The sequence below is a fragment of the Flavobacterium piscis genome (assembly GCF_031457575.1).
GTDB lineage: Bacteria > Bacteroidota > Bacteroidia > Flavobacteriales > Flavobacteriaceae > Flavobacterium > Flavobacterium piscis_A.
Genome location: NZ_JAVDWQ010000002.1, coordinates 269,495 through 292,438, shown reverse-complemented (window position 1 = coordinate 292,438; position 22,944 = coordinate 269,495). Strand labels below are relative to the sequence as shown.

At 31.8% G+C, this 22,944-nt stretch carries 21 protein-coding genes and 2 pseudogenes; 15 read left to right on the top strand and 8 right to left on the bottom strand.

The genetic code is table 11. The features are described from left to right. The first annotated feature begins 5 nt into the window (after positions 1 to 5). The 13 genes from neuC to J2W48_RS04280 all read left to right on the top strand — a co-directional run bounded on the left by neuC (position 6) and on the right by J2W48_RS04280 (position 15,324). A complete protein-coding gene (gene neuC, locus J2W48_RS04340; protein ID WP_310278603.1) occupies positions 6 to 1,127 on the top strand; it encodes a UDP-N-acetylglucosamine 2-epimerase in 1,122 nt (373 codons plus the stop codon). Positions 1,128 to 1,146: 19 nt separating this feature from the next. Beyond that, positions 1,147 to 2,544, top strand: coding sequence for a CDP-glycerol glycerophosphotransferase family protein (locus J2W48_RS04335; protein ID WP_310278599.1), 1,398 nt, complete (start codon positions 1,147 to 1,149; stop codon positions 2,542 to 2,544). Positions 2,545 to 2,599: 55 nt separating this feature from the next. Next, complete coding sequence (locus tag J2W48_RS04330; RefSeq protein ID WP_310278596.1) at positions 2,600 to 3,640, top strand: glycosyltransferase family 4 protein; 1,041 nt, start codon at positions 2,600 to 2,602, stop codon at positions 3,638 to 3,640. 9 nt (positions 3,641 to 3,649) lie between these two features. Next, positions 3,650 to 5,083: an MBOAT family O-acyltransferase gene (locus J2W48_RS04325; protein ID WP_310278594.1), complete on the top strand. Its 1,434-nt coding sequence runs from the start codon at positions 3,650 to 3,652 to the stop codon at positions 5,081 to 5,083. Continuing rightward, on the top strand, positions 5,083 to 5,964 hold the full coding sequence (locus J2W48_RS04320; RefSeq protein WP_310278591.1) for a hypothetical protein: 882 nt from the start codon (positions 5,083 to 5,085) through the stop codon (positions 5,962 to 5,964). The genes J2W48_RS04325 and J2W48_RS04320 overlap by 1 nt, the downstream gene beginning before the upstream one ends. A gap of 2 nt (positions 5,965 to 5,966) precedes the next feature. Further along, positions 5,967 to 7,112: a glycosyltransferase family 4 protein gene (locus J2W48_RS04315; RefSeq protein ID WP_310278588.1), complete on the top strand. Its 1,146-nt coding sequence runs from the start codon at positions 5,967 to 5,969 to the stop codon at positions 7,110 to 7,112. A gap of 18 nt (positions 7,113 to 7,130) precedes the next feature. Continuing rightward, the gene (locus J2W48_RS04310) at positions 7,131 to 8,669 is read left to right on the top strand and encodes a glycosyltransferase family 2 protein (protein ID WP_310278585.1); all 1,539 of its coding nucleotides are present in this window, start codon (positions 7,131 to 7,133) and stop codon (positions 8,667 to 8,669) included. A 4-nt stretch (positions 8,670 to 8,673) separates the two neighbouring features. Then, positions 8,674 to 9,675, top strand: coding sequence for a glycosyltransferase family 2 protein (locus J2W48_RS04305; RefSeq protein WP_310278582.1), 1,002 nt, complete (start codon positions 8,674 to 8,676; stop codon positions 9,673 to 9,675). 26 nt (positions 9,676 to 9,701) lie between these two features. Beyond that, complete coding sequence (locus tag J2W48_RS04300) at positions 9,702 to 10,256, top strand: serine O-acetyltransferase (protein ID WP_310278579.1); 555 nt, start codon at positions 9,702 to 9,704, stop codon at positions 10,254 to 10,256. Beyond that, complete coding sequence (locus J2W48_RS04295; protein ID WP_310278576.1) at positions 10,256 to 11,374, top strand: glycosyltransferase; 1,119 nt, start codon at positions 10,256 to 10,258, stop codon at positions 11,372 to 11,374. The genes J2W48_RS04300 and J2W48_RS04295 overlap by 1 nt, the downstream gene beginning before the upstream one ends. After that, the gene (locus tag J2W48_RS04290) at positions 11,371 to 12,483 is read left to right on the top strand and encodes a glycosyltransferase (protein WP_310278573.1); all 1,113 of its coding nucleotides are present in this window, start codon (positions 11,371 to 11,373) and stop codon (positions 12,481 to 12,483) included. Before J2W48_RS04295 ends, J2W48_RS04290 begins: the two co-directional genes overlap by 4 nt. Further along, the gene (locus J2W48_RS04285; protein ID WP_310278570.1) at positions 12,473 to 13,834 is read left to right on the top strand and encodes an O-antigen ligase family protein; all 1,362 of its coding nucleotides are present in this window, start codon (positions 12,473 to 12,475) and stop codon (positions 13,832 to 13,834) included. Before J2W48_RS04290 ends, J2W48_RS04285 begins: the two co-directional genes overlap by 11 nt. Before the next feature lie 95 nt (positions 13,835 to 13,929). Beyond that, the gene (locus J2W48_RS04280) at positions 13,930 to 15,324 is read left to right on the top strand and encodes a sugar transferase (RefSeq protein WP_310278567.1); all 1,395 of its coding nucleotides are present in this window, start codon (positions 13,930 to 13,932) and stop codon (positions 15,322 to 15,324) included. A gap of 1 nt (position 15,325) precedes the next feature. On the opposite strand, the gene J2W48_RS04275 is transcribed toward J2W48_RS04280, so the two are convergent. Beyond that, the gene (locus tag J2W48_RS04275) at positions 15,326 to 16,465 is read right to left on the bottom strand and encodes a lipoprotein N-acyltransferase Lnb domain-containing protein (protein WP_310278562.1); all 1,140 of its coding nucleotides are present in this window, start codon (positions 16,463 to 16,465) and stop codon (positions 15,326 to 15,328) included. A 26-nt stretch (positions 16,466 to 16,491) separates the two neighbouring features. Continuing rightward, positions 16,492 to 17,559: a putative type IX sorting system protein PorV2 gene (locus tag J2W48_RS04270; protein ID WP_475690758.1), complete on the bottom strand. Its 1,068-nt coding sequence runs from the start codon at positions 17,557 to 17,559 to the stop codon at positions 16,492 to 16,494. A gap of 191 nt (positions 17,560 to 17,750) precedes the next feature. Between J2W48_RS04270 and J2W48_RS04265 the strand changes: the two genes are divergently transcribed. Both J2W48_RS04265 and J2W48_RS04260 read left to right on the top strand, forming a co-directional pair. Then, positions 17,751 to 18,461: a CDP-alcohol phosphatidyltransferase family protein gene (locus J2W48_RS04265; protein WP_310278560.1), complete on the top strand. Its 711-nt coding sequence runs from the start codon at positions 17,751 to 17,753 to the stop codon at positions 18,459 to 18,461. Between the two features lie 10 nt (positions 18,462 to 18,471). Then, positions 18,472 to 19,332 carry a glycoside hydrolase family 25 protein gene (locus J2W48_RS04260; protein WP_310278557.1) on the top strand — a complete coding sequence of 287 codons (861 nt, stop codon included), beginning with the start codon at positions 18,472 to 18,474 and terminating at the stop codon, positions 19,330 to 19,332. Positions 19,333 to 19,561: 229 nt separating this feature from the next. Here the strand turns inward: J2W48_RS04260 and J2W48_RS04250 are convergent. From J2W48_RS04250 to J2W48_RS04225, 6 genes and pseudogenes are all read right to left on the bottom strand, one after another. Next, positions 19,562 to 19,669, bottom strand: a pseudogene (locus tag J2W48_RS04250) (LPS export ABC transporter ATP-binding protein); the annotation flags it as partial. Between the two features lie 53 nt (positions 19,670 to 19,722). After that, positions 19,723 to 19,833 (bottom strand): annotated as a pseudogene (locus J2W48_RS23185) (LPS export ABC transporter ATP-binding protein); the annotation flags it as partial. 52 nt (positions 19,834 to 19,885) lie between these two features. Then, a complete protein-coding gene (gene lptB, locus J2W48_RS04240) occupies positions 19,886 to 20,626 on the bottom strand; it encodes an LPS export ABC transporter ATP-binding protein (RefSeq protein WP_140507447.1) in 741 nt (246 codons plus the stop codon). Between the two features lie 174 nt (positions 20,627 to 20,800). Then, positions 20,801 to 21,151: a carboxymuconolactone decarboxylase family protein gene (locus J2W48_RS04235; protein WP_310278552.1), complete on the bottom strand. Its 351-nt coding sequence runs from the start codon at positions 21,149 to 21,151 to the stop codon at positions 20,801 to 20,803. Continuing rightward, complete coding sequence (tatC, locus tag J2W48_RS04230) at positions 21,144 to 21,959, bottom strand: twin-arginine translocase subunit TatC (protein ID WP_310278550.1); 816 nt, start codon at positions 21,957 to 21,959, stop codon at positions 21,144 to 21,146. Before tatC ends, J2W48_RS04235 begins: the two co-directional genes overlap by 8 nt. Continuing rightward, a complete protein-coding gene (locus J2W48_RS04225; protein ID WP_310278546.1) occupies positions 21,959 to 22,924 on the bottom strand; it encodes a KpsF/GutQ family sugar-phosphate isomerase in 966 nt (321 codons plus the stop codon). The genes tatC and J2W48_RS04225 overlap by 1 nt, the downstream gene beginning before the upstream one ends. Between the last annotated feature and the right edge of the window lie 20 nt (positions 22,925 to 22,944).

Sequence of the window (22,944 nt, the reverse complement as noted above, 5' to 3'; positions counted from 1 at the left end):
TTAAAATGAAAAAAATCCTTTTTTTAACAGGAACTCGTGCCGATTTTAGTAAAATAAAATCATTGATTTCGATTTTGGAACAACAACCAGAATTTGAAATTTTTGTATTCGTAACCGGAATGCACTTACAAGAAGTATATGGTTATACTTTAATCGAAATTGAACGTTGTAATTTTAAAAACGTTTTTACCTTCGAAAATCATACACACGAAACTACAATGGATTTAACATTGGCAAAAACCATTGAAGGATTGTCTAATTGTTGCAAAGACATAAATCCTGATATGATTGTTGTGCATGGCGACCGTGTCGAAACTCTCGCAGGTGCCATTGTAGGATCGCTAAATAATATATTAGTATCTCATATAGAAGGAGGAGAAATTTCAGGAACCGTAGATGAATTAATCCGTCATAGTGTTAGCAAGCTTAGTCACATTCACTTTGTGTCAAATCAACAAGCTGCTAAAAGATTGATGCAAATGGGAGAAATTAAAGAGTCTGTTTTTACAATAGGCTCTCCTGATATTGATATCATGTTTTCAGATCAGTTACCGGCTTTAGCAATTGCCAAAGATTATTATAAAATTGATTTCGAAAAATATGCTATTGTTATGTTTCATCCGGTAACTACTGAAATTAAAGAAATGCAACAATATGCAGAAGATTTTGTTGGCTCTTTACTGGAGGATCATCATAACTACATTGTTATTTTTCCAAATAATGATTTAGGCAGCCAATTCATTATAGAAGCATACGAAAAATTAAAAAACAATTCAAGATTCAGGATTTTTCCGTCTCTTCGTTTTGAATATTTCCTGACATTATTAAAAAACAGCCAATTTATCATTGGCAATAGTAGTGCAGGAATTAGAGAAGCGCCATATTACGGTATTCCAATTATTAATATTGGAACCCGTCAGCAAAACAGGGCTGTTCATGCAGATATTATCAATACAGATTATTCAGAAATTGGTATAAAAGAGGCACTTTCAATTATCGATTCACATAAGGTGCAAATTGTTGAAGATGATTTTGGTCATGGAAATAGTAACGTATTATTTCTTCAATGTATCCAAAAGGCAGAGATTTGGCAACTGAATCATCAGAAACAATTTAGAGATTTTTAAAGTCTGAGAATAATAAAAAATGAAGAAATTAGGAATAGTAATAACAGATGGCGTAGGATACAGAAACTTTATCATGAGTAACTTCATAGTAGAAGCATTGTTGCAATTTGATAAAATTATAATTTATTCTGGTTTGCCTGAAAGTTGTTATCAGAGTTTTAATAATCCGAACCTCGAAATAAAGGAATTAACTGTTTTTAAGGAAGGAAAAACAACATGGGCTTTTAGAAAATGGAAAGAAATCGCCCATTTACAAAAATATAAATCATTCTACGGAATGAATGATAATTTGGTTTCAGGGTATCCTAAAACAAATTCACTTCGATCCATATTTGTAAAAGGAGTGTATTCTTTTACGAATTACATAAATACAAATTCAAGTATTTTATTAGCAGAAAAATTGCAGTTTCGATCTTTTTCAAATAATAAAATTACCAAAGAATATATCGAAATACTTAAAAATGATAAGCCGTCTCATTTGTTTTTCACGCATCAGAGACCTCCTTATTTAGCTCCGTTTTTGTATGCTGCCATCCAGTTAAAAATTCCAACAAGTACATTTATTTTTAGTTGGGACAACTTAGCATCTAAAGGCAGAATGTTAGGAACTTTTGATCATTTTTTAGTATGGAGTCAATTAATGAAGGATGAATTGCTTTATTTTTATCCAAATGTAAAACAGCAAAATGTACAAATTGTGGGAACACCTCAATTTGAACCTTATGTTCTCGATAAATATAAAGCTGCAAAAGAAAACTTCCTTGCTAAATTTGGATTAGATCCTGATAAAAAAATAATTTGTTACAGCTGTGCTGATGTCTCAATTGGCGGTAATGATCCTATAGCAATTAAAGCTATTGCTGAGGCAATTAGAAATAATGAAATTAAATTTGAAGTACAGCTTTTGGTACGAACCTCTCCTGCCGAAGATGATAGCAGATTTAGAGCCATTCGTGAAGAATTTCCTGAAATTACATGGAATGTTCCCAAATGGATATTAACAAGAGAAAATCATCAGGAAAGCTGGTCTCAAAGAATACCAAGCCAGGAAGATATAACAGATTTACGCTCAATACTGGAAAATGCCGATTTGAGTATTAATATGTGTTCTACGATGAGCTTAGATTTTATGCTTTTTGACAAACCCGTAATTAATACCGTTTTCGGAAATCCGGAAAATGGATTTTATAATGATCAAAGATTTTTAAATTACAATCATTATAAAAAAGTTATAGATGGTAATGCCGTTACAATTGCTAAAAATAAAAAAGAATTGATTGACCAGATAAATCAAACTTTCGATAATCCTATAGAAAGAACAGCAGGCAGGAATGCCATGATCGATTTGCAAATCGGAAAAAGTTTAGTGGGAACAAGTGAACGCATCGCAACAACTTTATCCTCATTTCATGACTAATAGAAAGATAGCTATAATCTGTAATTATGAACTACTTCCAGAACGAGTGGGAGGAATGGATTATTTTTTCTGGGATTTTGATAAAAAATGTAAAGAAAATAATATCGAAATCGATTGGTTTTTCCCCAATACTGCGAATCACGGAAGTTATTCTGACCTGACTATTTATAGTGATATAAATGCAAGTGTAGAGAATAATTTCCTTTCTTTTTGTAAACAAAACAAAACAGATTATGCATTTGTTATTACTCATTTTGTAGAATTATGCACTCCATTTTTCTCTGCAGTCAAGAAAATATCAAACGTTACAATCATTGCTGTTGATCATAATCCAAGACCTTTAAACGGATATTCATTCAAAAAGAGAATTAACAAAAGACTAAAAGGAATTTTCTTTTCAAAATATATTGATGTTTTTATTGGGGTTTCTAATTATACGGTAAAAGCTATTTTAAAAGATTTTGGTTCTCATCTAAAATCAAAATCGAAAACAATTTACAATGGTGTTATTTTAGATAGCATTCTAGTTAGAGAATTAAGAAATATAGTTAAGCCAGGTTTTTTAGTAGCATCGCATCTCAGAGAATCAAAAGGAATTCAGGATTTAATTGATGCGGTAAATGGTCTTCCGACCTTCATTAAAAATGAAATTAAAATAAGCATTTATGGTGATGGACCATACAAACAGGATTTAATAGAAAAAGTAAAACATTACGGGCTTGAAAATTGTTTCGATTTTAAAGGAAGTAAAGCAAATCTCAATGAGATTTTTTCTCAATACGATTATATGCTGCAGCCCACGCACATGGAATGTTTTAGTTTGTCGATTTTAGAAAGCCTCGCCGCCAACGTTCCTGTGATTACGACCGATGTAGGAGGAAATACGGAAGTAATTTCTGATGCTGAAAATGGCTATATCTTTGAAACCAAAAACATCAAATCTTTAACGGCAATTCTTGAAGATGTTTACTTAGGAAAGAAAAAGATATCGGTTAATACAAGAGAATTGATAGCCAATTGCTTTTCTTTGCCGAAAATGGTCGAAAATCATTTAAAACTAATTTTAGAGGAAACAAATAATTTTAAAATTTCATAAGGTCCACAGATGTTTTTTAACTCCATAGCATTTGCTATTTTTTTGCCAATCGTTTTTTTCTTGTATTGGTTTGTTTTCAATAAAACCAAAAGCACACAAAATGCTTTATTAGTTGTTGCCAGTTATTATTTTTATTCTTGTTGGGATTGGAGATTTCTTTTTTTACTGGTTTTTTCTACATTTCTGGATTATTACACCGGAATTCAAATCGAAAAAGGAAAATCAGAAGCAAGTCGGAAATCTTGGTTTTGGCTCAGCATTTTAGTCAATTTAAGTTTCTTGGGGATTTTTAAATATTACAACTTTTTTGCCGCCTCTTTCTCTGATTTATTAAATTCTGTGGGAGTTAAGGCAAGTCCAATTTTATTGAATGTAGTTCTTCCAGTCGGCATTTCATTCTACACTTTTCACGGACTATCATACGTAATTGATATTTATTACAAACGAATAAAAGCAGAATACAACTTTGTTGATTATTCCCTGTTTGTGAGCTATTTTCCACTTCTTGTAGCCGGGCCAATAGAAAGAGCGACACATTTATTGCCTCAGGTAAAAATGAAAAGGGAATTTAATTTTCAATTGGGCAAAGAAGGTATTTATCAAATCGTTTGGGGATTAGTCAAAAAAGTAATTATAGCCGATACTTGTGCGACTTACGCCAATGCTATTTTTGATAATTATTCGTCAATGAACTCGTTTTCGTTAATTCTGGGAGCGATTTATTTTGCATTTCAAATTTATGGGGACTTTTCAGGATATTCAGATATTGCATTGGGAGTCTCAAAACTCTTTGGATTAGATTTGTTACGCAACTTCAACTACCCTTATTTCTCAAGAGATATTGCCGAGTTTTGGCGTCGCTGGCACATTTCGCTTTCATCCTGGTTTCGTGACTACTTATATATTCCGCTGGGAGGAAGCAAGGGAGGAATCTGGATAAAAATCAGAAATACACTTATCATTTTTGTTGTCAGCGGTTTTTGGCATGGAGCCAATTGGAGCTACATTGCCTGGGGGTTTATAAATGCTGTTTACTTTTTGCCCTTACTTTTATCAAACTCCAACAGGAACAATATGGATGCTATTGTATTAAAGTGGAATTTTGATTCTGTAAAAGTCATAATGAGCATTTTATATACTTTTTTATTGACTTGTGTAGCCTGGATATTTTTTAGAGCTAAAACAATAACAGATGCTGTTTTGTATTTAAAGCGTATCATTACAAGCAACGATTTTAGTTTTCAATATTTGGATAATGAAAGATATAGTTACGAATTGTTACTAATGATTGGTCTTTTTGTTTTAGTCGAATGGAATAACCGGAACAAAATAGAGCCTTTATCAGGTAAGAAAAGCATCTTGAAATTATCTTTGGCAATAGCAGCGATAATGGCTTTCGGAACGTTTTCAGATTATAAAGAATTTATATATTTTCAGTTCTAATGAAGATTTTTTTAGTTTATACGGCCAAAATTTTAATCATAGCTATCCTGATTGCTGTGGTTTTAGACGGACTTTATACTTATGTTTTTTTGCAATCTAAAAACAGAGGTAAAATTGAAACTGTTTTTAACTCTAAACCACAAAAACTAGATGTAATTATTTTAGGTTCGTCCCGCGCTAATAATCATTTTGTTTCTCAAATGTTTGAAGATAAAGGATTAAAGACCTTTAATTACGGAATGAGCAGCGGGCATTTATTTGAAGCTTCTTTGCTATTGAAATTAATGATAGAAAGAAAATATGTAATTAAAAATGTTATTCTTGAGGCCGATTTAAATCTTTCTAATGATCATCAAGCTGAAGGAATCTCCGCTAAATTTTTGCCTTATATTCATAATTCAAATGTTATAAAAGATCATTTTTCATCAGAAGAAATTTTTAATGAATTATATTACATTCCATTTTACAGATATATAAAATTTGATAGTAAAATAGGTTTTAGAGAAATGTTTTTTACGTCAATTAATAAAAAAACTAATGCTTTAGATAACTTAGGTTATTATCCGTTAATTAAACATAAAAATGGCAATATGAAAAATAATATCGCTAACCTTAATCCGTTACCTCACAATAAATATTACGAAGAAATTAAAAATATCTGCAAAGTGAATAAAATTAATTTTATTCCTGTAATGACCCCAATGTGCGAAAATGTAGTAGGCATGAACTATTTTGACAAAGTGAAAAAAAAGTACCCGGAAATCCATAATTATGAAAATGTAGTAGTTGAAAATAAATACTTTTCTTCCTGCGGACACATGAATGATTCAGGGGCGAGAATGTTTACCGAGAAAATTTTAAAAGACTTTTTTAATAAATAATGATGAAAATAGCTTTTCTGACCCCAGAGTATCCACATCCTAAAACCGGAAATTCAGGTGGTATTGGTACTAGTATTAAAAATTTGGCAATCGGACTTTTTGCCCAGGGCATTTCAGTCAGAGTTCTTGTGTACGGTCAGAAAGAAGATGGTTTTTTTGATGATAATGGCGTTTTTATTCAGCAGATAAAAAATGTAAAATTTAAAGGACTATCATGGTTTCTAACTAGGAAAAAACTAGAAAGTATCATTAATCAATTATATTCAGATAAAGAAATTGATTTAGTAGAAGCACCAGACTGGACAGGAATTTCATCTTTTATTAAACCTGAGAAGTGCCCATTAATAATTCGATTAAATGGTTCTGATACTTATTTCTGTCATTTGGATAATCGTCCTGTAAAATGGGTAAATCATTTTCATGAAAAAAGGGCGTTACAAAAAGCAGACGTATTAATATCAGTTAGTCAATTTACTGCAGATACAACAAATGTCGTTTTTGGTTTAAATAAAAAGTTTACCATTATTCCAAATCCTATTGATGCAAGTTTGTTTCAATCTCATAATGAAAATACTCAAAAAGAAAAAAGCATATTATATTTTGGAAGTCTGATTCGTAAAAAAGGGCTCTTAGAATTACCTTTAATTTTTAATGAGGTAATAAAGCATAATCCTTCTGCAAAGTTACTTTTAGTTGGTAAAGATGTTCCCGATATTGTTTCTGGTACATCCTCAACGTGGAAGATGATGCAGGAACTATTTTCAGATAAAGCATTATTAAATGTCGAATATGTAGATAGTGTGCCATACAATGAAATAAAAGAAAAAATTAAACAAGCTTCAGTTTGTGTTTTTCCTTCTTTTGCAGAGGCTTTTCCGGTTTCATGGCTTGAAGCTATGGCTATGGAAAAACCTATTGTAGCTTCCAGTATTGGCTGGGCGAAAGAAATGATTGATGATGGAGTAAATGGATTTTTAGTCCACCCGAAGGATTATATGATTTTTGCAGAAAAAATTAATCTTTTGCTCGATGATCAAATACTTTCGTTAAAGTTTAGTAAAGAGGCAAGAGATAAAGTGATGAAATGTTTTGATATAGAAGTACTGGCAAAGCAAAATATTGAATTTTATAAAAACTCAATAAAATAATAAATCCAGAATATAAAAATGAAATTAAAAGAATTTGTAACAGCAACTGGAGAAATTATTCTTTATAACGGACAACCTAATTTCGATAAGTTAGAAATAGTATCAAAAGGAGCAGGGGATATTTGGCACAGTTCTTTTGAGCAAGGATATAAAAACGTTTTTCAGGAACTAGTATATCAAACGGCCGTTTTTTTTATATTTATTAATGATTTTGATAATCTCGATGAATGTTTGAGCTGGCGAATTAATCCGAATCAGTTTGCAGTTCGTAAGTCAGTTTGGGAAACCCTTAAAGGCTTTGATACTGAATATAAAAACGTTCAGTTACAGGCTTTAGATTTTGGATATAATGCATTGCGAAATTCTTCTGCCATTCCCTTATATATAAAAGGGCTCTTTGAAGAAACTGCTAAGGAAGAAATCCATATTTCGGTAAAAGACCGATATGTATTTTTTAGAAAAAATTTCAAGATAGATCATTCTATTTTTATGTTATACCGCAAAGGAATTTGGAAATGGAAAGAATGGGAGGCCTTTTTTTATGCAAAGAAAAATTTCAGGCAATCAGGAGAAAAACCAGTTGTTAAAGCCCGTGAATTAAAAAGTATCGAAGGAAATCCGTCAATAAGTTATATTATACCAACCATGATGCGTCAGGATTTTACTTTGCAGTTAATAGAAGATTTAGCTATACAGACGTATCCTGTTTCTCAAGTAGTAATAGTAGATGCAACTCCTGAAAATCTAAGAGATGAAAAGTTATATAATGAAAAAGAATTTCCTTTTGAATTAATTGTAAAATGGCAGGAGACAAAGGGAAGTTGCAGAGCCAGAAATGAAGCAATAGATTTATGTACCGGAGATTATATTGTTTTCGGAGACGATGATGTTCGTGTGCAACCGGATTTTATAGAAAATCATATTAGAATCTTACAGACTTACCAGGTAAATGCTTGTAATGGATTAGATATAAGAGCTGATAATCAACAGCAGGATTTGACAGATCTAGAAGAAAAGCTGAAGGAATTAGGAGATAAGAGATGGAAGGTTGGAGCAAATTCCGGTTTCAGTAATGCCAACTCCTGCGTAAAAACAGAATATGTTAGAAAATTAGTAGGAAATGATATTAATTTTGATGGTGGGTATGGCGAAGACAGTGATTTCGGGATGTCGCTAGTTAAATTAGGGCAAATTGTGATTCTTAATCCTTTTTCTCCAAATTTACATTTAAAACCACCAGTAGGAGGATATCGATTTTGGGGTAATCAGGCCAGGATTTTAGGAAAAAAGAGAAAAGCTCAGCCTTGGGAATTAGATACTCCGGTTAAATTTGTTCGTCCAGTGCCCAGCCCAACGGTAATGTATGGAATTGTAAAACATTTTACAGCCCAGCAAGTAGTTGAATATAAGTATAAGCATTTTTTTTTGTATCTTTTTAAAGGTTCAAAAAAAGGACTTTTATATCGCTTTTTAAGATTGCCGTATAAGAATCGGCAGTTTAAAAAATCGCTTTTTTATGCTAAAAAACTCAATGATTTAGGAATTAGACATAAATAAAAACATGAAATTTTCCCTAATAATTTGTACCTATATGCGTCCTGAACCGTTGCTGAAATTATTGCAGTCAGTTAAGATACAAAGTGTATATCCTGATGCAATTTTAATTATTGATGGATCTACAAATAATAAAACAGAGCTTGTTTTAAACGAAAATCAATTTGAGAATCTACAATATTTTGTGGTTGATGACTATAATCGTGGACTTACCAAACAAAGAAACTTCGGAATTAATAAAGTAAGCGAAAATATCGAAATTGTTTGTTTTTTAGATGATGACACAGTTTTAGAAGCAGATTATTTTGAAAATTTAATAAAAACTTACCAATATTTTCCCGGAGCTCTCGGAGTTGGGGGATATATTTTTAATGAAACAAAATGGGAAAATGTTACAGATAATTATGTGCCAAAAATAAACGAGTTTTATTTTGATGGATGGAAGCGTAAAGATGGAAGCCGTTTTGTGTTACGGAAAAAACTAAATCTGGACAGTAATTGTGAGCCTGGTTTTTCTCCTCTATTTTCGCACGGAAGAAGTGTGGGTTTTTTGCCTCCGAGTAATAAGATATATGAAGTTGAACAATTGATGGGAGGTGTATCTTCTTTTAAAAAATCAGTTTTTGAAAAATTTGCTTTCTCTACTTATTTTGAAGGTTATGGTTTATATGAAGATGCTGATTTTACATTGCGTGTTGCAAAATCCGGAAAACTATATTTAAATACTGCCGCAAGATTAAGTCACTTTCATGATGAATCAGGCAGACCAAACAAATACAAGTATGGTAAAATGGTGGTTAGAAACGGTTGGTATGTTTGGCATATAAAGAATCCAAATCCAAATTTCAAAGACGTTTTAAAATGGCATGCAATAACGATTCTTTTGACTCTGATAAGATTTAGTAATACATTTACTTCGAATAATAAAAAAGAGGCCTTTACAGAAAGTTTAGGAAGACAAATAGGCTGGTGGAGTTTGTTATTCAATAAACCAAAAGTAAAACATTAATATAATTTAGATTTGAAGCTATTAATATGACATTATTACAACTGATAAAATCAGATTATAAAAAGTATAAAAAATACGGTAGTCATTTTTTTGCCATTGTTTTTTTTACACAAGGTTTTTGGGCCATTTTTCAATACAGATTTGCACATTGCATTTACAAGAATGTAAAGTGGAAGCTTTTTAGGTTTCCACTTTTGTTTTTGGCTTTATTGTGGCAAAAAGGGATCGAAATTATTACAGGAATTTCAATCCCATCTTCCGTAAAAATTGGTCATTCATTTTATATTGGTCATTTTGGTGGAATCATTATTAATGCAAACACCATAATTGGAGATAATTGTAATATTTCGCAAGGAGTAACTTTTGGTATTTCAGGGACGGAAGAAAAGAGAGGTACGCCAGTTTTAGGAAACAATGTCTATGTTGGTGCGAATGCTGTTCTTGCAGGTAATATTCAAATCGGTAATAATGTATTGATTGGTGCCTGCTCGATGGTAAAAGATTCTTTTCCTAATAATTCAGTTGTTTTGGGAGTTCCGGCAATATTAATTTCCCAAAAGGGTTCAAAAGGATATATTTAATGAAATTATTAATAGTTTCAACTGCGCCTTTAATTTATAGCGATAATAGTGTTTATGCCTACAGTCCATATGTAAATGAATTGATTGTTTTAGCGAAATTTAACCATGAAATTTATTTTGCATGTCCGGTTTGGGAAACAGATAGAGGACTTTTAATTTCTAAATTGCCATTTCATTTCATAAAACATTTTAAAGTAATTGATTCAAATCTCAATTCTTTTAAAAATATCTTTAAAGCAATTTTTCAGAGTATATATAATTTTGTGGTTTTGTTTAAAGCCATGAAAAAGGCAGATCACATTCATTTACGATGCCCTGGAAACATAGCTTTGATTGGTTGTGTGACCCAAATATTTTTCCCAAATAAAACTAAAACGGCTAAATATGCAGGAAATTGGGACCCCAATGCGCAACAGCCCTGGACATATAAATTACAAAAATCTATTTTAAATAATGCATTTTTAACACGCAATATGCAGGTTCTGGTTTACGGAGAATGGGAGAATCAATCTAAAAATGTAAGACCTTTTTTTACGGCCAGCTATTCGGAATCAGAGAAAGAAATAATTCCGAAAACGAATTTTAATTCTGGTATTCGTTTCATTTTTGTTGGAAGTTTGGTTATAGGTAAAAATCCAATGTATGCTGTAAAATTGATTCAGGATTTGATACAAGAAGCAAATAAAGTTACATTGGATATATATGGTGAAGGTCCGGAAAGAGAATCTCTGGAAAATTATATTCGAAAAAATCAGTTGGAAAATCATATTTCTTTGCATGGAAATCAAAATAAGGAAACATTAAAAAAAGCCTATCAAAAAAGTCACTTTGTTATTTTGCCATCTAAGAGTGAAGGTTGGCCTAAAGCAATTGCAGAGGGAATGTTCTTTGGTTGTGTTCCTGTCTCAACACAGGTTTCTTGTGTTCCCTTTATGTTGGATTTTGGTAATAGAGGTGTTTTGTTGAAAATGGATTTGGAAGCCGATACTTCTCAAATTACTGCTGTTTTGAAAAATAAAGTAGATTTTGAACTTAAAAGTATACTGGCAGGTGAATGGTCACGAAAATATACAACTGATGTTTTTGAAACCGAAATAAAAAAGCTTTTAAAAAGATGAGAATTATTCAGATTATAGATTCATTAGAAGCAGGTGGTGCTGAGCGTATGGCAGTGAATTATGCTAATGGATTGACTCAAAAAATCGAGTTTTCGGGATTGGTAGCAACCCGGAAAGAGGGGGTTTTGCAAAATCAGATTAATGAAAAAGTTTCATACCTATTTTTGAACAAAAAGAAAAAGATTGATTTTTCGGCCGTTTTTCGATTAAGAAAATATATTCAAAAAAGTGGAGTTACTATTATTCATGCCCATAGTTCTTCTTTTTTTATTGCTATTTTGGTAAAATTGACTTTGCCGCAAATAAAAATTATTTGGCATGATCATTATGGGATTTCTCAGGATTTATCGTCCAGAAAAAATGTAGTATTAAAATTAGCCTCTCTTCTGTTTAACGGAAGTATCGCAGTTAATTCATCTTTGAAAAATTGGGCAGAATCGTATTTGTTGAATTTTAATGTTGTTTATTTTCCTAATTTTATCAGTACTACACATGATGATACTGAAAAAATACAATTAAAAGGATATGATGGTAAAAGAATTATTTGTGTAGCCAATTTGAGGCCACAAAAGAATCATAAATTACTACTTGAAGCAGCAATTACTATTAACAAGCAATATCCTGACTGGACATTTCATCTCTTTGGGAAAGATTTTGAAGATACATATTCTGCGGAAATAAAAAACATTATCAAAGATTCTAAATTAGAAGAAACCGTTTTTTTGTATGGATCAACAAATAATATCGTTTCGGCTTTACAACAATGTAATATTGCAGTATTAACATCTTTATCAGAAGGATTACCTTTAGCAATACTTGAATATGGACAACATAAATTGCCAGTAATCGCAACTAAAGTTGGTGAAATTGATAAAATAATTACCTCTGAAAAAGAAGGATTAATTGTTGAATCGAATAATGTAAATGAATTTATTAATGCTTTAAAAAAACTCATTCCTAATGAAAATTACAGGGATGGAATTGCTTTAACATTGAATAAAAAAGTACTATTTGAATATAGTGAGAAAAATATTATTGACCATTATGTGACATGGCTAAATTCTTTGTCTAATTTTACTAAAAAAGATTCCCTGCAGAATGAAAAATAATTCGCTTTCCTATACTACCCTTATTTTAATTCATTTAGCTATTGCCCTGGCTGTTTTTGCTGTACCTTTTTTATCTAAAGTTTATGCTCTTCTGATTCCTTTTGCGGGATTAATATATGTTTTTGGTACTAAAAATAAAAATAACGAAGTTCTTTTGATAGCTGCGTACATGGTTGGGGTTGAGGTTTTTCTGCGAATGACAGGAGGGAATTTTAATAATGAATATGTAAAAGTAAATATCATTTTTTTTATGCTGATAGGAATGGTGTATAATGGTTTTACGGTCAACTCATTGATCTATAGTTTTTTTTTGATTTTATTGATACCCGGTATTTTACTTACAGCAACATCAGCTGATTTTTCGACTGATATTAAAAAAGTCCTGGTGTTTAATATTTCAGGCCCTGTTTGTTTAGGGATCGCGGCAATTTATACTTTTAAAAGAAATATTTCTTTTTCAGATTTACAAAATATTGTCAAAGTAATGGGGCTTCCTATTATTACGACTACAGCTTATTTGTTTTTATATAATCCCAGTGTTCAGGACGTTGTTACTGGTACGCAATCAAATTTTGAAACCTCAGGAGGGTTTGGGCCTAATCAGGTGTCTACAATATTGGGACTAGGAATGTTTGTTTTTTTTACACAGCTAATTTTATTTTCCCAGTCAAAAAAAATGTTGTTATTGAACGGGGGATTGGTATTACTCATAAGTTATCGGGCGATTGTTACTTTTTCCCGTGGTGGGGTAATGACCGGTGTAGTGATGATAATGGGGTTAATGTTTTTGTTGTATTGTTATTCAAATGCTAAAGTAAAAACAAAATTAAGTTTGGTCTTAATGGTAACAGCGATTTTAGCTTTGGCTGTCTGGAGTTATAGTTCGTTTCAGACTTCAGGACTAATTAATAAAAGATACGCTAATGAAGATGCTGTGGGAAGAGTCAAAAAAGATAGATTAGGCGGTCGTGAGGCCATTATGAATTCAGAGCTTAATATGTTTATCACTAATCCTGTTATGGGAGTGGGGGCAGGTTTAGGAAAAGAAAACAGAAAAAATATGGGCAAAATTGAAGATGCAGCAACACACAACGAAATTACCAGAATGTTAAGTGAACACGGTTTGTTTGGCCTGTTAGGATTAATTATACTTTTTATCACTCCGCTTATTATGTATATAGGTAATAGACAGCATTTTTATTTTTTATCATTTTACTTTTTTTGGCTGCTGACCATTAATCACGCCGCCATGCGTACGGCAGCCCCGGCTTTTGTATATGCTTTGACTTTACTTAATGTAACTAATATTAAAACAAACAATACTAAAAATAAGGAATCTATAACAGATTAGATAATGTCTTTTTACTAATTATTGATACATTTGTTTCTGTAATTTTAAATTCCCCAAATTTAATTATAGAAAAAGCTTAACCAAGAACTAAAAAAATGCTACAGAAAAAAAAAATGCATTTCGAAATATCGGAACGCAAAGTATTACTTCATTTGTTTGACGCTGTTTTTATTATCACAGCATTGTACATAATGGAACAAGTATTTAATTATCATTATTTTATTTTTGGGGATGTTAAATATTATGCCCTTATTCTGCTTGTAGTTTACATAAATGTTTTTGGAGCAATTTTCGAAATGTATAATTTACAAGTGGCAAGTAATCAATTTCAGATTCTTAGAAGTGTTATTCTTACTGCAACAACCACTGTTTTGGTTTATTTATTTACACCTGTATTATCTCCGGAACTTCCTAAACATAGATTAACAATAGTCATTTTCTATTTTATAGTACTCGGGGCATTATTAATTTGGCGTTTTTTTTATGTTTATTTTTTAGCATCAAATCGTTTTTCACAAAATGTAGTTTTAATTTGCGGAAATAATCAGGTAGAAGAATTGGTTATAGGACTCGAAAATGTTGACCCGCACTATAAAATTATTGGCTTTGTAAATTCTGATTCTTTAACCGGAGAAAATTTCGTTAATAGTTATGTAAAAGAAATAAAAAAGCAGGAATTAGAAAATTTTGTAAAAACAAATAATATTTCTGAAATCGTTATAGCATCTCAAAAAACAGAAGGTATTACAGCAGATTTGTATCAGCAATTGCTTCATTTATTAGAATCTGGAAATATAATTAGAGAATACACTCAGGTTTATGAGAGTAAAACCCAACGTATTCCAGTACATTATATTTCAAGGGATTTCTACCGTTTTTTTCCCTTTAGCCGAAGCAATAATAATAAATTATACTTATTATTAGTCAGATTTCTTGACTTTGCTTTTTCATTAACCGGATTACTATTGTGCATCTTATTCATCCCTTTTATCTTTATTGGGAACTGTATTGGTAATAGAGGGAGTTTATTTTATACACAAGAGCGAGTAGGTAAAAATGGAGTTGTTTTTGAAATTTATAAGTTTCGTACAATGGTAGAAAATTCAGAATTAAACGGAGTTACTTTTGCCACTTCAAATGACAAACGCATTACTCCTTTTGGTAAATTCATGCGTAAAACGAGAATGGATGAATTTCCTCAGTTTATCAATATTTTAAAAGGGGATATGGCAGTTATTGGGCCAAGACCTGAAAGGCCATTTTTTGTGAAGGAAATTGCCGAAATTATGCCTTTTTATGAAACAAGGCATGTAATTAAGCCCGGACTTACAGGTTGGGCACAGGTTAATTATTCATATGGTGAATCGATAGAAGAAAGTTTGATAAAACTACAATACGACCTTTATTACATTAAGCATAGAAGTGTTTTTCTTGATTTAAGTATCACTTTCAAAACAATTACCACGGTTTTATTTTATAGAGGACAATAATTTAGATTATTATTGGAATCCTTTTTTTATTCCGAATTGCGACTCTAACCAAAACAATTCCACTTGTAAGTATCATTGGCAGAACAATAAAAAGATGGGCCTTATTAATTATGAAAAGAGTATAAATAATTAATAACAATAAATGCAATACTGCAAACTGATATGTGCCTTTTTTATTATTCACAGCTGATAGGATAATTAAGATCAACAAAAGCGGACTGAATAAAAATACATTGTAATTCATAGCCAACTCTTGGTGAAATGAGTAAAAACCAACTGAAACAAAAAATATTCCCATTAGAGATAAAATGAAAAGATATAGTTTATCTACGAATCTTTTGTTTAAGAAAGCGACTAAACCAAGTAAAGCAATATAGCAGTAAATATTATTCCACCACGAATTTGGAGTTTCTTTTTCGAAATTTAAAAGCGTTTTACTTTTACGTGCAAGAGGACGATTTTGAAAAGCTGTTTTTGCTAAACTATTTTTTAATTCAAAAGGTAAAAATATTTTAGTTCCTTTCTGATCAACCTTACTTCCAAAAATAATACTGGTTCCTAATTTCTCATAAAAATGTCCGTCAAAATAAGGGAATAAAATGGTTCGATAGGTTTTATCCTTGTCAACTTTTTTAGTGATTATATTTCCATTTAAGGATTTATTAATTACATCAACTACCATCGAAGTACAGTTTTTGTCAATAAATTTATAAGTGTAATATCGATCTTCTGAAAGCAGTGTAGCGTTCAGGTTGTCAAATATTTTTTGTTTAAAATCCTGACTAATCAGTAATTCCTGCTCATAAATACTTCTTCTTTCATATGTGTAATCTTTTATAAAATCATTGTAAGAATGAGCAACAGCAAAATATTGCAAATCACCTTTCGCAAATTTCATAACAAAATTGGGAGTCCTAAAATCAAAAGCACCATAATTATACACTATATCAATATTGTTTACTGTATCCTTAACCCGAATGGCGGTGTGTCCAAAATAAGAATAGGTTTCATTGCCTAAGCCACAGGTTATTATGCTAACGAGGGTTTTTTCTGATAATGGCAAATTTTGAGCAAAACCAAATTGTAAATTTAGAGATGATAGTATAATAAAAACCGCTGTTTGAAATGATAATCCTTTCATAATCTGCATTTTATAATTGAAAATTATTATCTAAAGATACCTAAATCTACTTTCAAAGAAAATATATTTGAATACAAGGCAGTACTTTGATTTCCTAAATCAGTTAAAGCATAATCGACCTGAATGCCTTTATACTTAAAGCCTAGTCCAATATTAGGCTGGAAGTTTAATTTTTCAGCATTGTTTAATTGAGTAACATTTTGAAAATTACCAGCCCCGGCCCTTAAAAAAATAAGATCGGTATAGCCAAATTCAAATCCAACAGCCGGGTCAATGCTTACTATTTTTGATGAAATAATATCATTAGTTTGTTCAAATCGCATATTCAGATTAGTAGCAATCAAAAGGCTGGTATCATTGTGAAATTCAATCTTCTTAGCTATTCCTAATTGTGCTTTGGGTAAAGTAATTTCAGTACTTTCCGGTAATTCCTGATTTTCTCCAGGAATTGCATTTGCAATTTTCTGATATTCCTCCTCATCAATATTCCATATATTATAAGTTGTTGTGATATCGCGAAGCATTAATCCAAATTGCCAGTCATTTCTTTCGAATTGTAATCCAAAATCAAAACCAAATCCCCATGAATTGGCAAATTTTCCAATAATACGTCTTATTATTTTCGCATTTACACCGTATTGAAAACCCTCAATGGGTAATTTTCTTGCGTACGAAAATGTAAAACCGTAATCAGCAGTTGAGAACAAACTAATTCTGTTATAATCAATATTACCCTGGCTGTCAATTAATTCTGTAGTATCTAAAATGTCATCTACCCCAAAACGAATCATCGAAATTCCCCAGGCACTTCTGTCATCAATCGGAATTGCATATCCAATATAATCGTATTGTGCAATATTCGCAAAATAACTGGCATGCATTAATGAAATTTGGTGATCTTCAAGATGTGTCAGACCTGCAGGATTCCAATACACAGAATTTACGTCATTCGTAGAAGCTACTACCGCACTCGACATTCCTAATGCTGCAGCATCAACACCAATGTTCATAAACTCATTCGAATATTTTCGAACAGTTTGCCCATAGTGTGTCATGCAACTGCAAACTAATAAAAGCAGAAAAAGTTTCTTCAACGGATGTTTTTTTTACAAACCAAAGCCTGTTTTAATTTTTATCAAAAATATAATTTTTTACCGAGCTTATTTCTTCCTTTTGATAAATATTGTAAAAGTCCGGTTTTAGAACAAAAAAACTCATTTAAAAACGCATATTAGATTGACTTATTATACTAAATTTGCTCTTTGGACTCTCAAAATTTTAAAACATGAATATTAAAAAACACATTCCTAACTTAATTACATTGCTTAATCTTTTTTGCGGCTGTATTGCTGTAGTTTTTGTTTCGGAAAGTAATTTTGTAATGGCTTTTTATTTTGTTTGTTTAGGTATTTTTCTTGATTTTTTTGATGGCTTTTTTGCCCGCTTATTTAAAGTTTCCAGCCCATTGGGTCTGCAATTGGATTCTTTGGCAGATATGGTAACGAGTGGAGTTGTTCCGGGTTACGTGATGTTTAGCATGTTTACCAATAGTGCGCATGAAATAGGAACAAACTCTTTTATTCCGTTCTTAGGATTTATAATTACTTTAGGATCTTGTTATCGTTTAGCGAATTTTAATATAGATACACGCCAGACTGATTCGTTTATTGGTTTGCCGACGCCGGCAAATGCACTTTTTATTTTGAGTTTGCCGTTGGTTATTGAATTTTCAAATTCTTTAATAATTCTTGAAATTTTAACCAATCAATGGATTTTGTTAGCGATCACGTTATGTAGTGCTTATATTCTGAATGCCGAAATTCCATTATTTGCTTTAAAAATCAAGAAGTTTAATCTGAAAGATAATATAATTCAGGTTATTTTTCTGTTGATTTCTATTGTGTTAGTGTTGTTACTTCATTATGTGGCGATTCCATTGGTTATCATTTTTTACGTGATGCTGTCCGTAGTAAATAATAAGTTTTTGAAAAAGTAGTTTTATTTGAATGAAAAGAAAAACGACTTCGCGAAGAACTACTTATAACCGAAAAACGAAACCTAATAAATCGATTTTTAGCAAAGTGTTACGATTTGTTGTTGCGACAAGTTTAGGATTGCTCTTTTTATTTGGAGTTTATCATTATCGTGATGGCCTTGCGTATTATTTGGGATTTAAATCAGGTAAGGTTTTAAGTGAAGATGAAGTTGATAAGCATCTTTCTGACGTTCGTAATATTCAGGTTCTGGAGAAACATAAAGGTAAAGTTGTAGGTATAGATGTATCTGAATTTCAGGGAATCGTTGATTGGGGTGAAATAGAAATTTTTGAAGAAAAATATCCTGTTCAATTTGTCTTTATTCGTGCAACTGCAGGCAATAATAGAATTGACAGACAGTTTGAGCATAACTGGAAGGGCGCTAAAAAATATAAAATTATTAGAGGGGCCTATCATTATTATCGACCTAATGAAAATTCTATTGAACAGGCAGATTTTTTTATCAAAACGGTAAAGTTGCAAAAAGGTGATTTACCTCCCGTTTTGGATATTGAAAGATTGCCCAAAAATCAATCTTTGGACAGTCTGAAAAAAGGATTAAAGAGATGGTTAAATAAAGTTGAAGCCCATTATCAGGTACGGCCGATAATCTATACAGGAGAGCGCTATTACAGTGATTTTTTGAAAGAAGAATTTGGCGAATATCTCTTTTGGATTGCCAACTACAATTTTTACAGGGAGAAAATTGAAGACGACTGGCTTTTTTGGCAATTTACAGAAAAAGCATCTTTGCCGGGAATAAAACACCGTGTTGATGTAAATATATATAACGGAGATTTAGAGCAGCTGCAGTTTATAACCGTTGAGTGATTTTAGTTTTTAGTCTCAAGTTTTCAGTCTCAGTAACTGCAAACTAAAAACTGCGACTGTCTACTTCCTTAAAATTCAAGTTTATTTTTACGTAATTCTAAATTTTGTACAAGGTAAACACAGCGTACCATTTCATCGTCCACTAATTCTTCGGGAATACCTGTTTTCAAAATCCCTTCTTTTTCAGTCTCAGTAAACTGCAAACTAAAAACTGCGACTGTCTACTTCCTTAAAATTCAAGTTTATTTTTACGTAATTCTAAATTTTGTCCAAGGTAAACACAGCGTACCATTTCATCTTCTACTAATTCTTCGGGAATATCTGTTTTCAAAATCCCTTCTTTTTCAGTCTCAGTAAACTGCAAACTAAAAACTGCGACTGTCTACTTCCTTAAAATTTAAGTTTCTTTTTACGTAATTCTAAATTTTGTCCAAGGTAAACACAGCGTACCATTTCATCTTCTACTAATTCTTCGGGAATATCTGTTTTCGAAATCCCTCCGTTTTCAGTCTCAAGTAAAACTGCAAACTAAAAACTGCGACTGTCTACTTCCTTAAAATTCAAGTTTCTTTTTACGTAATTCGAAATTTTGTCCAAGGTAAACGCGGCGAACCATTTCATCTTCTACTAATTCTTCGGGAATACCTGCTTTCAAAATCCCTCCTTCAAACATCAGATATGTTTTGTCGGTAATTGCTAAAGTTTCCTGAACGTTGTGATCAGTAATCAAGATTCCGATATTTTTATTTTTTAGCTGAGCTACAATTCTTTGTATGTCTTCAACCGCAACAGGGTCAACTCCAGCAAAAGGTTCATCCAATAAAATAAATTTTGGATCAGTAGCCAATGCACGTGCAATTTCGGTACGACGGCGTTCTCCTCCGGAAAGTAAGTCGCCCCGGTTGGTGCGAATGTGTTCTAAGCTGAATTCTTCAATTAAACTTTCCATTTTGGCAACTTGTTCCTCTTTGGAAAGTTTGGTTAATTGCAAAACACTCAGGATGTTATCTTCAATGCTTAATTTTCTGAAAACGGATGCTTCCTGTGCTAAATAACCAATTCCCTGCTGGGCACGTTTGTACATTGGATAATCGGTAATATTCAAATCATCAAGATAAATATTTCCTGAATTTGGTTTTACCAATCCCACGATCATGTAAAAAGAAGTTGTTTTTCCGGCGCCATTGGGACCCAAAAGACCAACGATTTCCCCTTGATTTACTTCAACAGAAATTCCTTTTACAACACTGCGGCCTTTGTAGGTTTTGATTAAATTATCGGCTCTTAGCTTCATTTTTTTAATTAGATAATGTGATAATTAGAAAATGAGATAATTGAAAAATTAGCTCAATTCAATTTATGAGTAAATTAGAAGAAGCAAATTAAAAGTAAAATAATCAATCAGATAAAGGAATTAACAAATAATTGCATTTTCAAAATTATTTAATTGACACATTTTTAAAATTATCTAATGGGCGTTCTCCTCTAAAGCTTCCCAGAATTCGTATGCTCTTCTTAAGTGAGGAATTACAATTGTCCCACCAACCAAAGTAGCAATTCCCATCGCTTCCATCATTTCTTCCTTTGAAACGCCTTCCTTGAAACTTGTTTCTAAATGATATTTTACGCAGTCATCGCAGCGTAAAACGGCTGAAGCAACCAACCCTAAAAGTTCTTTAGTTTTAACGTCAAGAGCACCGGGAGCATAAGCATTTGTGTCAAGATTAAAAATGCGTTTTACAATTTTATTGTTGTCAGCCAGTAATTTTTCGTTCATTTTAGAACGATACTCATTAAACTCTTGAATGATTTCAGACATTTTCTGTGTTTTTATTTTTATAAACAATTTTTGAGATAAGAATACTTACTTCATAGATTATTAACATTGGGATGGCAACGATAGTCTGGCTTACAACATCCGGAGGAGTAACAATTGCAGCTACAATAAGTATAATAACAACAGCATATTTCCAGTATTTTCTTAAGAAAGTTGGAGTTACTAGCCCTAGTTTGGTCAGGAAATAAATAATTATAGGTAATTCAAAAAATAAGCCACCCGCTAAAAGACTTGTTTTTACCATTCCCATATAAGAGCTTAAAGTAAATTGATTTTGAACAACATCACTCACAGAAAATGTTGCAACGAAATTTACAGACATCGGAATTACAACATAATAACCGAAAATAACACCTAAGAAAAAAAGCAATGAGGATGCAAAAATAAATAACCGTGCATTTTTTCTCTCTTTCTCATATAAGGCAGGGCTGATAAACTTCCATATTTCCCATAATATATAAGGGAATCCCAAAATAAATCCGGCTAAAATACACATCCATATAAATATGTTTATCTGGCCTTCCATTTCTGTATTCTGAATGATGAAATTCATTTCAGTAATGCAAATGTTATCTGCAAAACCTAATTGATGCGATAATTCGCAAAAATATTGATAAGTAAAAAAGGTAGGTCTTGTGGGGCCTAACAGTATAACATCAAACAGGTAGTCGCTAATAAAATAAGTAAAAAAAGCCATTACAAGAACAGCAATTGTACTTCGGACTAATAGCCATCTTAGTTCTTCCAGATGATCTAAAAATGACATTTCGCTAAGGTTTTTCTTTGCCATTATACAATTCCCTCTTTTAAAATGTCATGTAAATGTAAAACTCCTTTATATTCTCCATTGTCCGAAACAATCAATTGTGTTATCGAAAAGTCTTCCAGAATATTTAATGCATCAACTGCCATTGTTTCGGACGTTACTAATTTTGGATTTTTTGTCATAATATCTTTAGCTGTTAAATCTGTAAAAGTATCTCTGTCGTTCAACATTCTTCTGATATCCCCATCGGTAATAATCCCGATAATTTTATCATTTTCGATAACAGCAGTAACACCTAATCTTTTTTCAGATATTTCAAAAATAACTTTTTTGATTGATGTATCCGCAGTTACCATTGGTTTTAATGAATTTTCGATCATATCTTTTACACGAAGTAGTAATTTCTTGCCTAAGGCACCGCCAGGATGATAAACGGCAAAATCTTCAGGTTTAAAATCACGCATTTCCATCAGGCATACCGCCAGGGCATCCCCCATAACCAATTGTGCAGTTGTACTATTGGTTGGTGCAAGATTAATTGGGCATGCTTCCATGTCAACAGTCGTATTTAAAACATAATCAGAACCTTTCGCTAAAAACGAAGTAATGTTTCCTGTTATTCCAATTAAAATGTTTCCAAAACGTTTTAATAAAGGAACTAAAGCTTTGATTTCAGGACTGTTACCGCTTTTTGAAATACAGATTATGATATCATCATTTTGTATCATTCCTAAGTCGCCATGAATAGCTTCGGAAGCATGAAGAAACATAGAGGGGGTTCCTGTAGAGTTAAAAGTAGCAACCATTTTTTGTGCAATAATAGCGCTCTTTCCAATTCCTGTTACGATTAATCTTCCTTTAGTTTCGTAAATGCGCTGTGTTGCTTCGTAAAAATTTTCATCAAGAAAGTCAATTAGTTTTGTAATTGCTTCACTTTCAGAAAGTATTGTTTTTTTTGCGATAGCTAAAATATTTTCTTTTGTTATCAAAACAGGAAAGTTAAAATTTG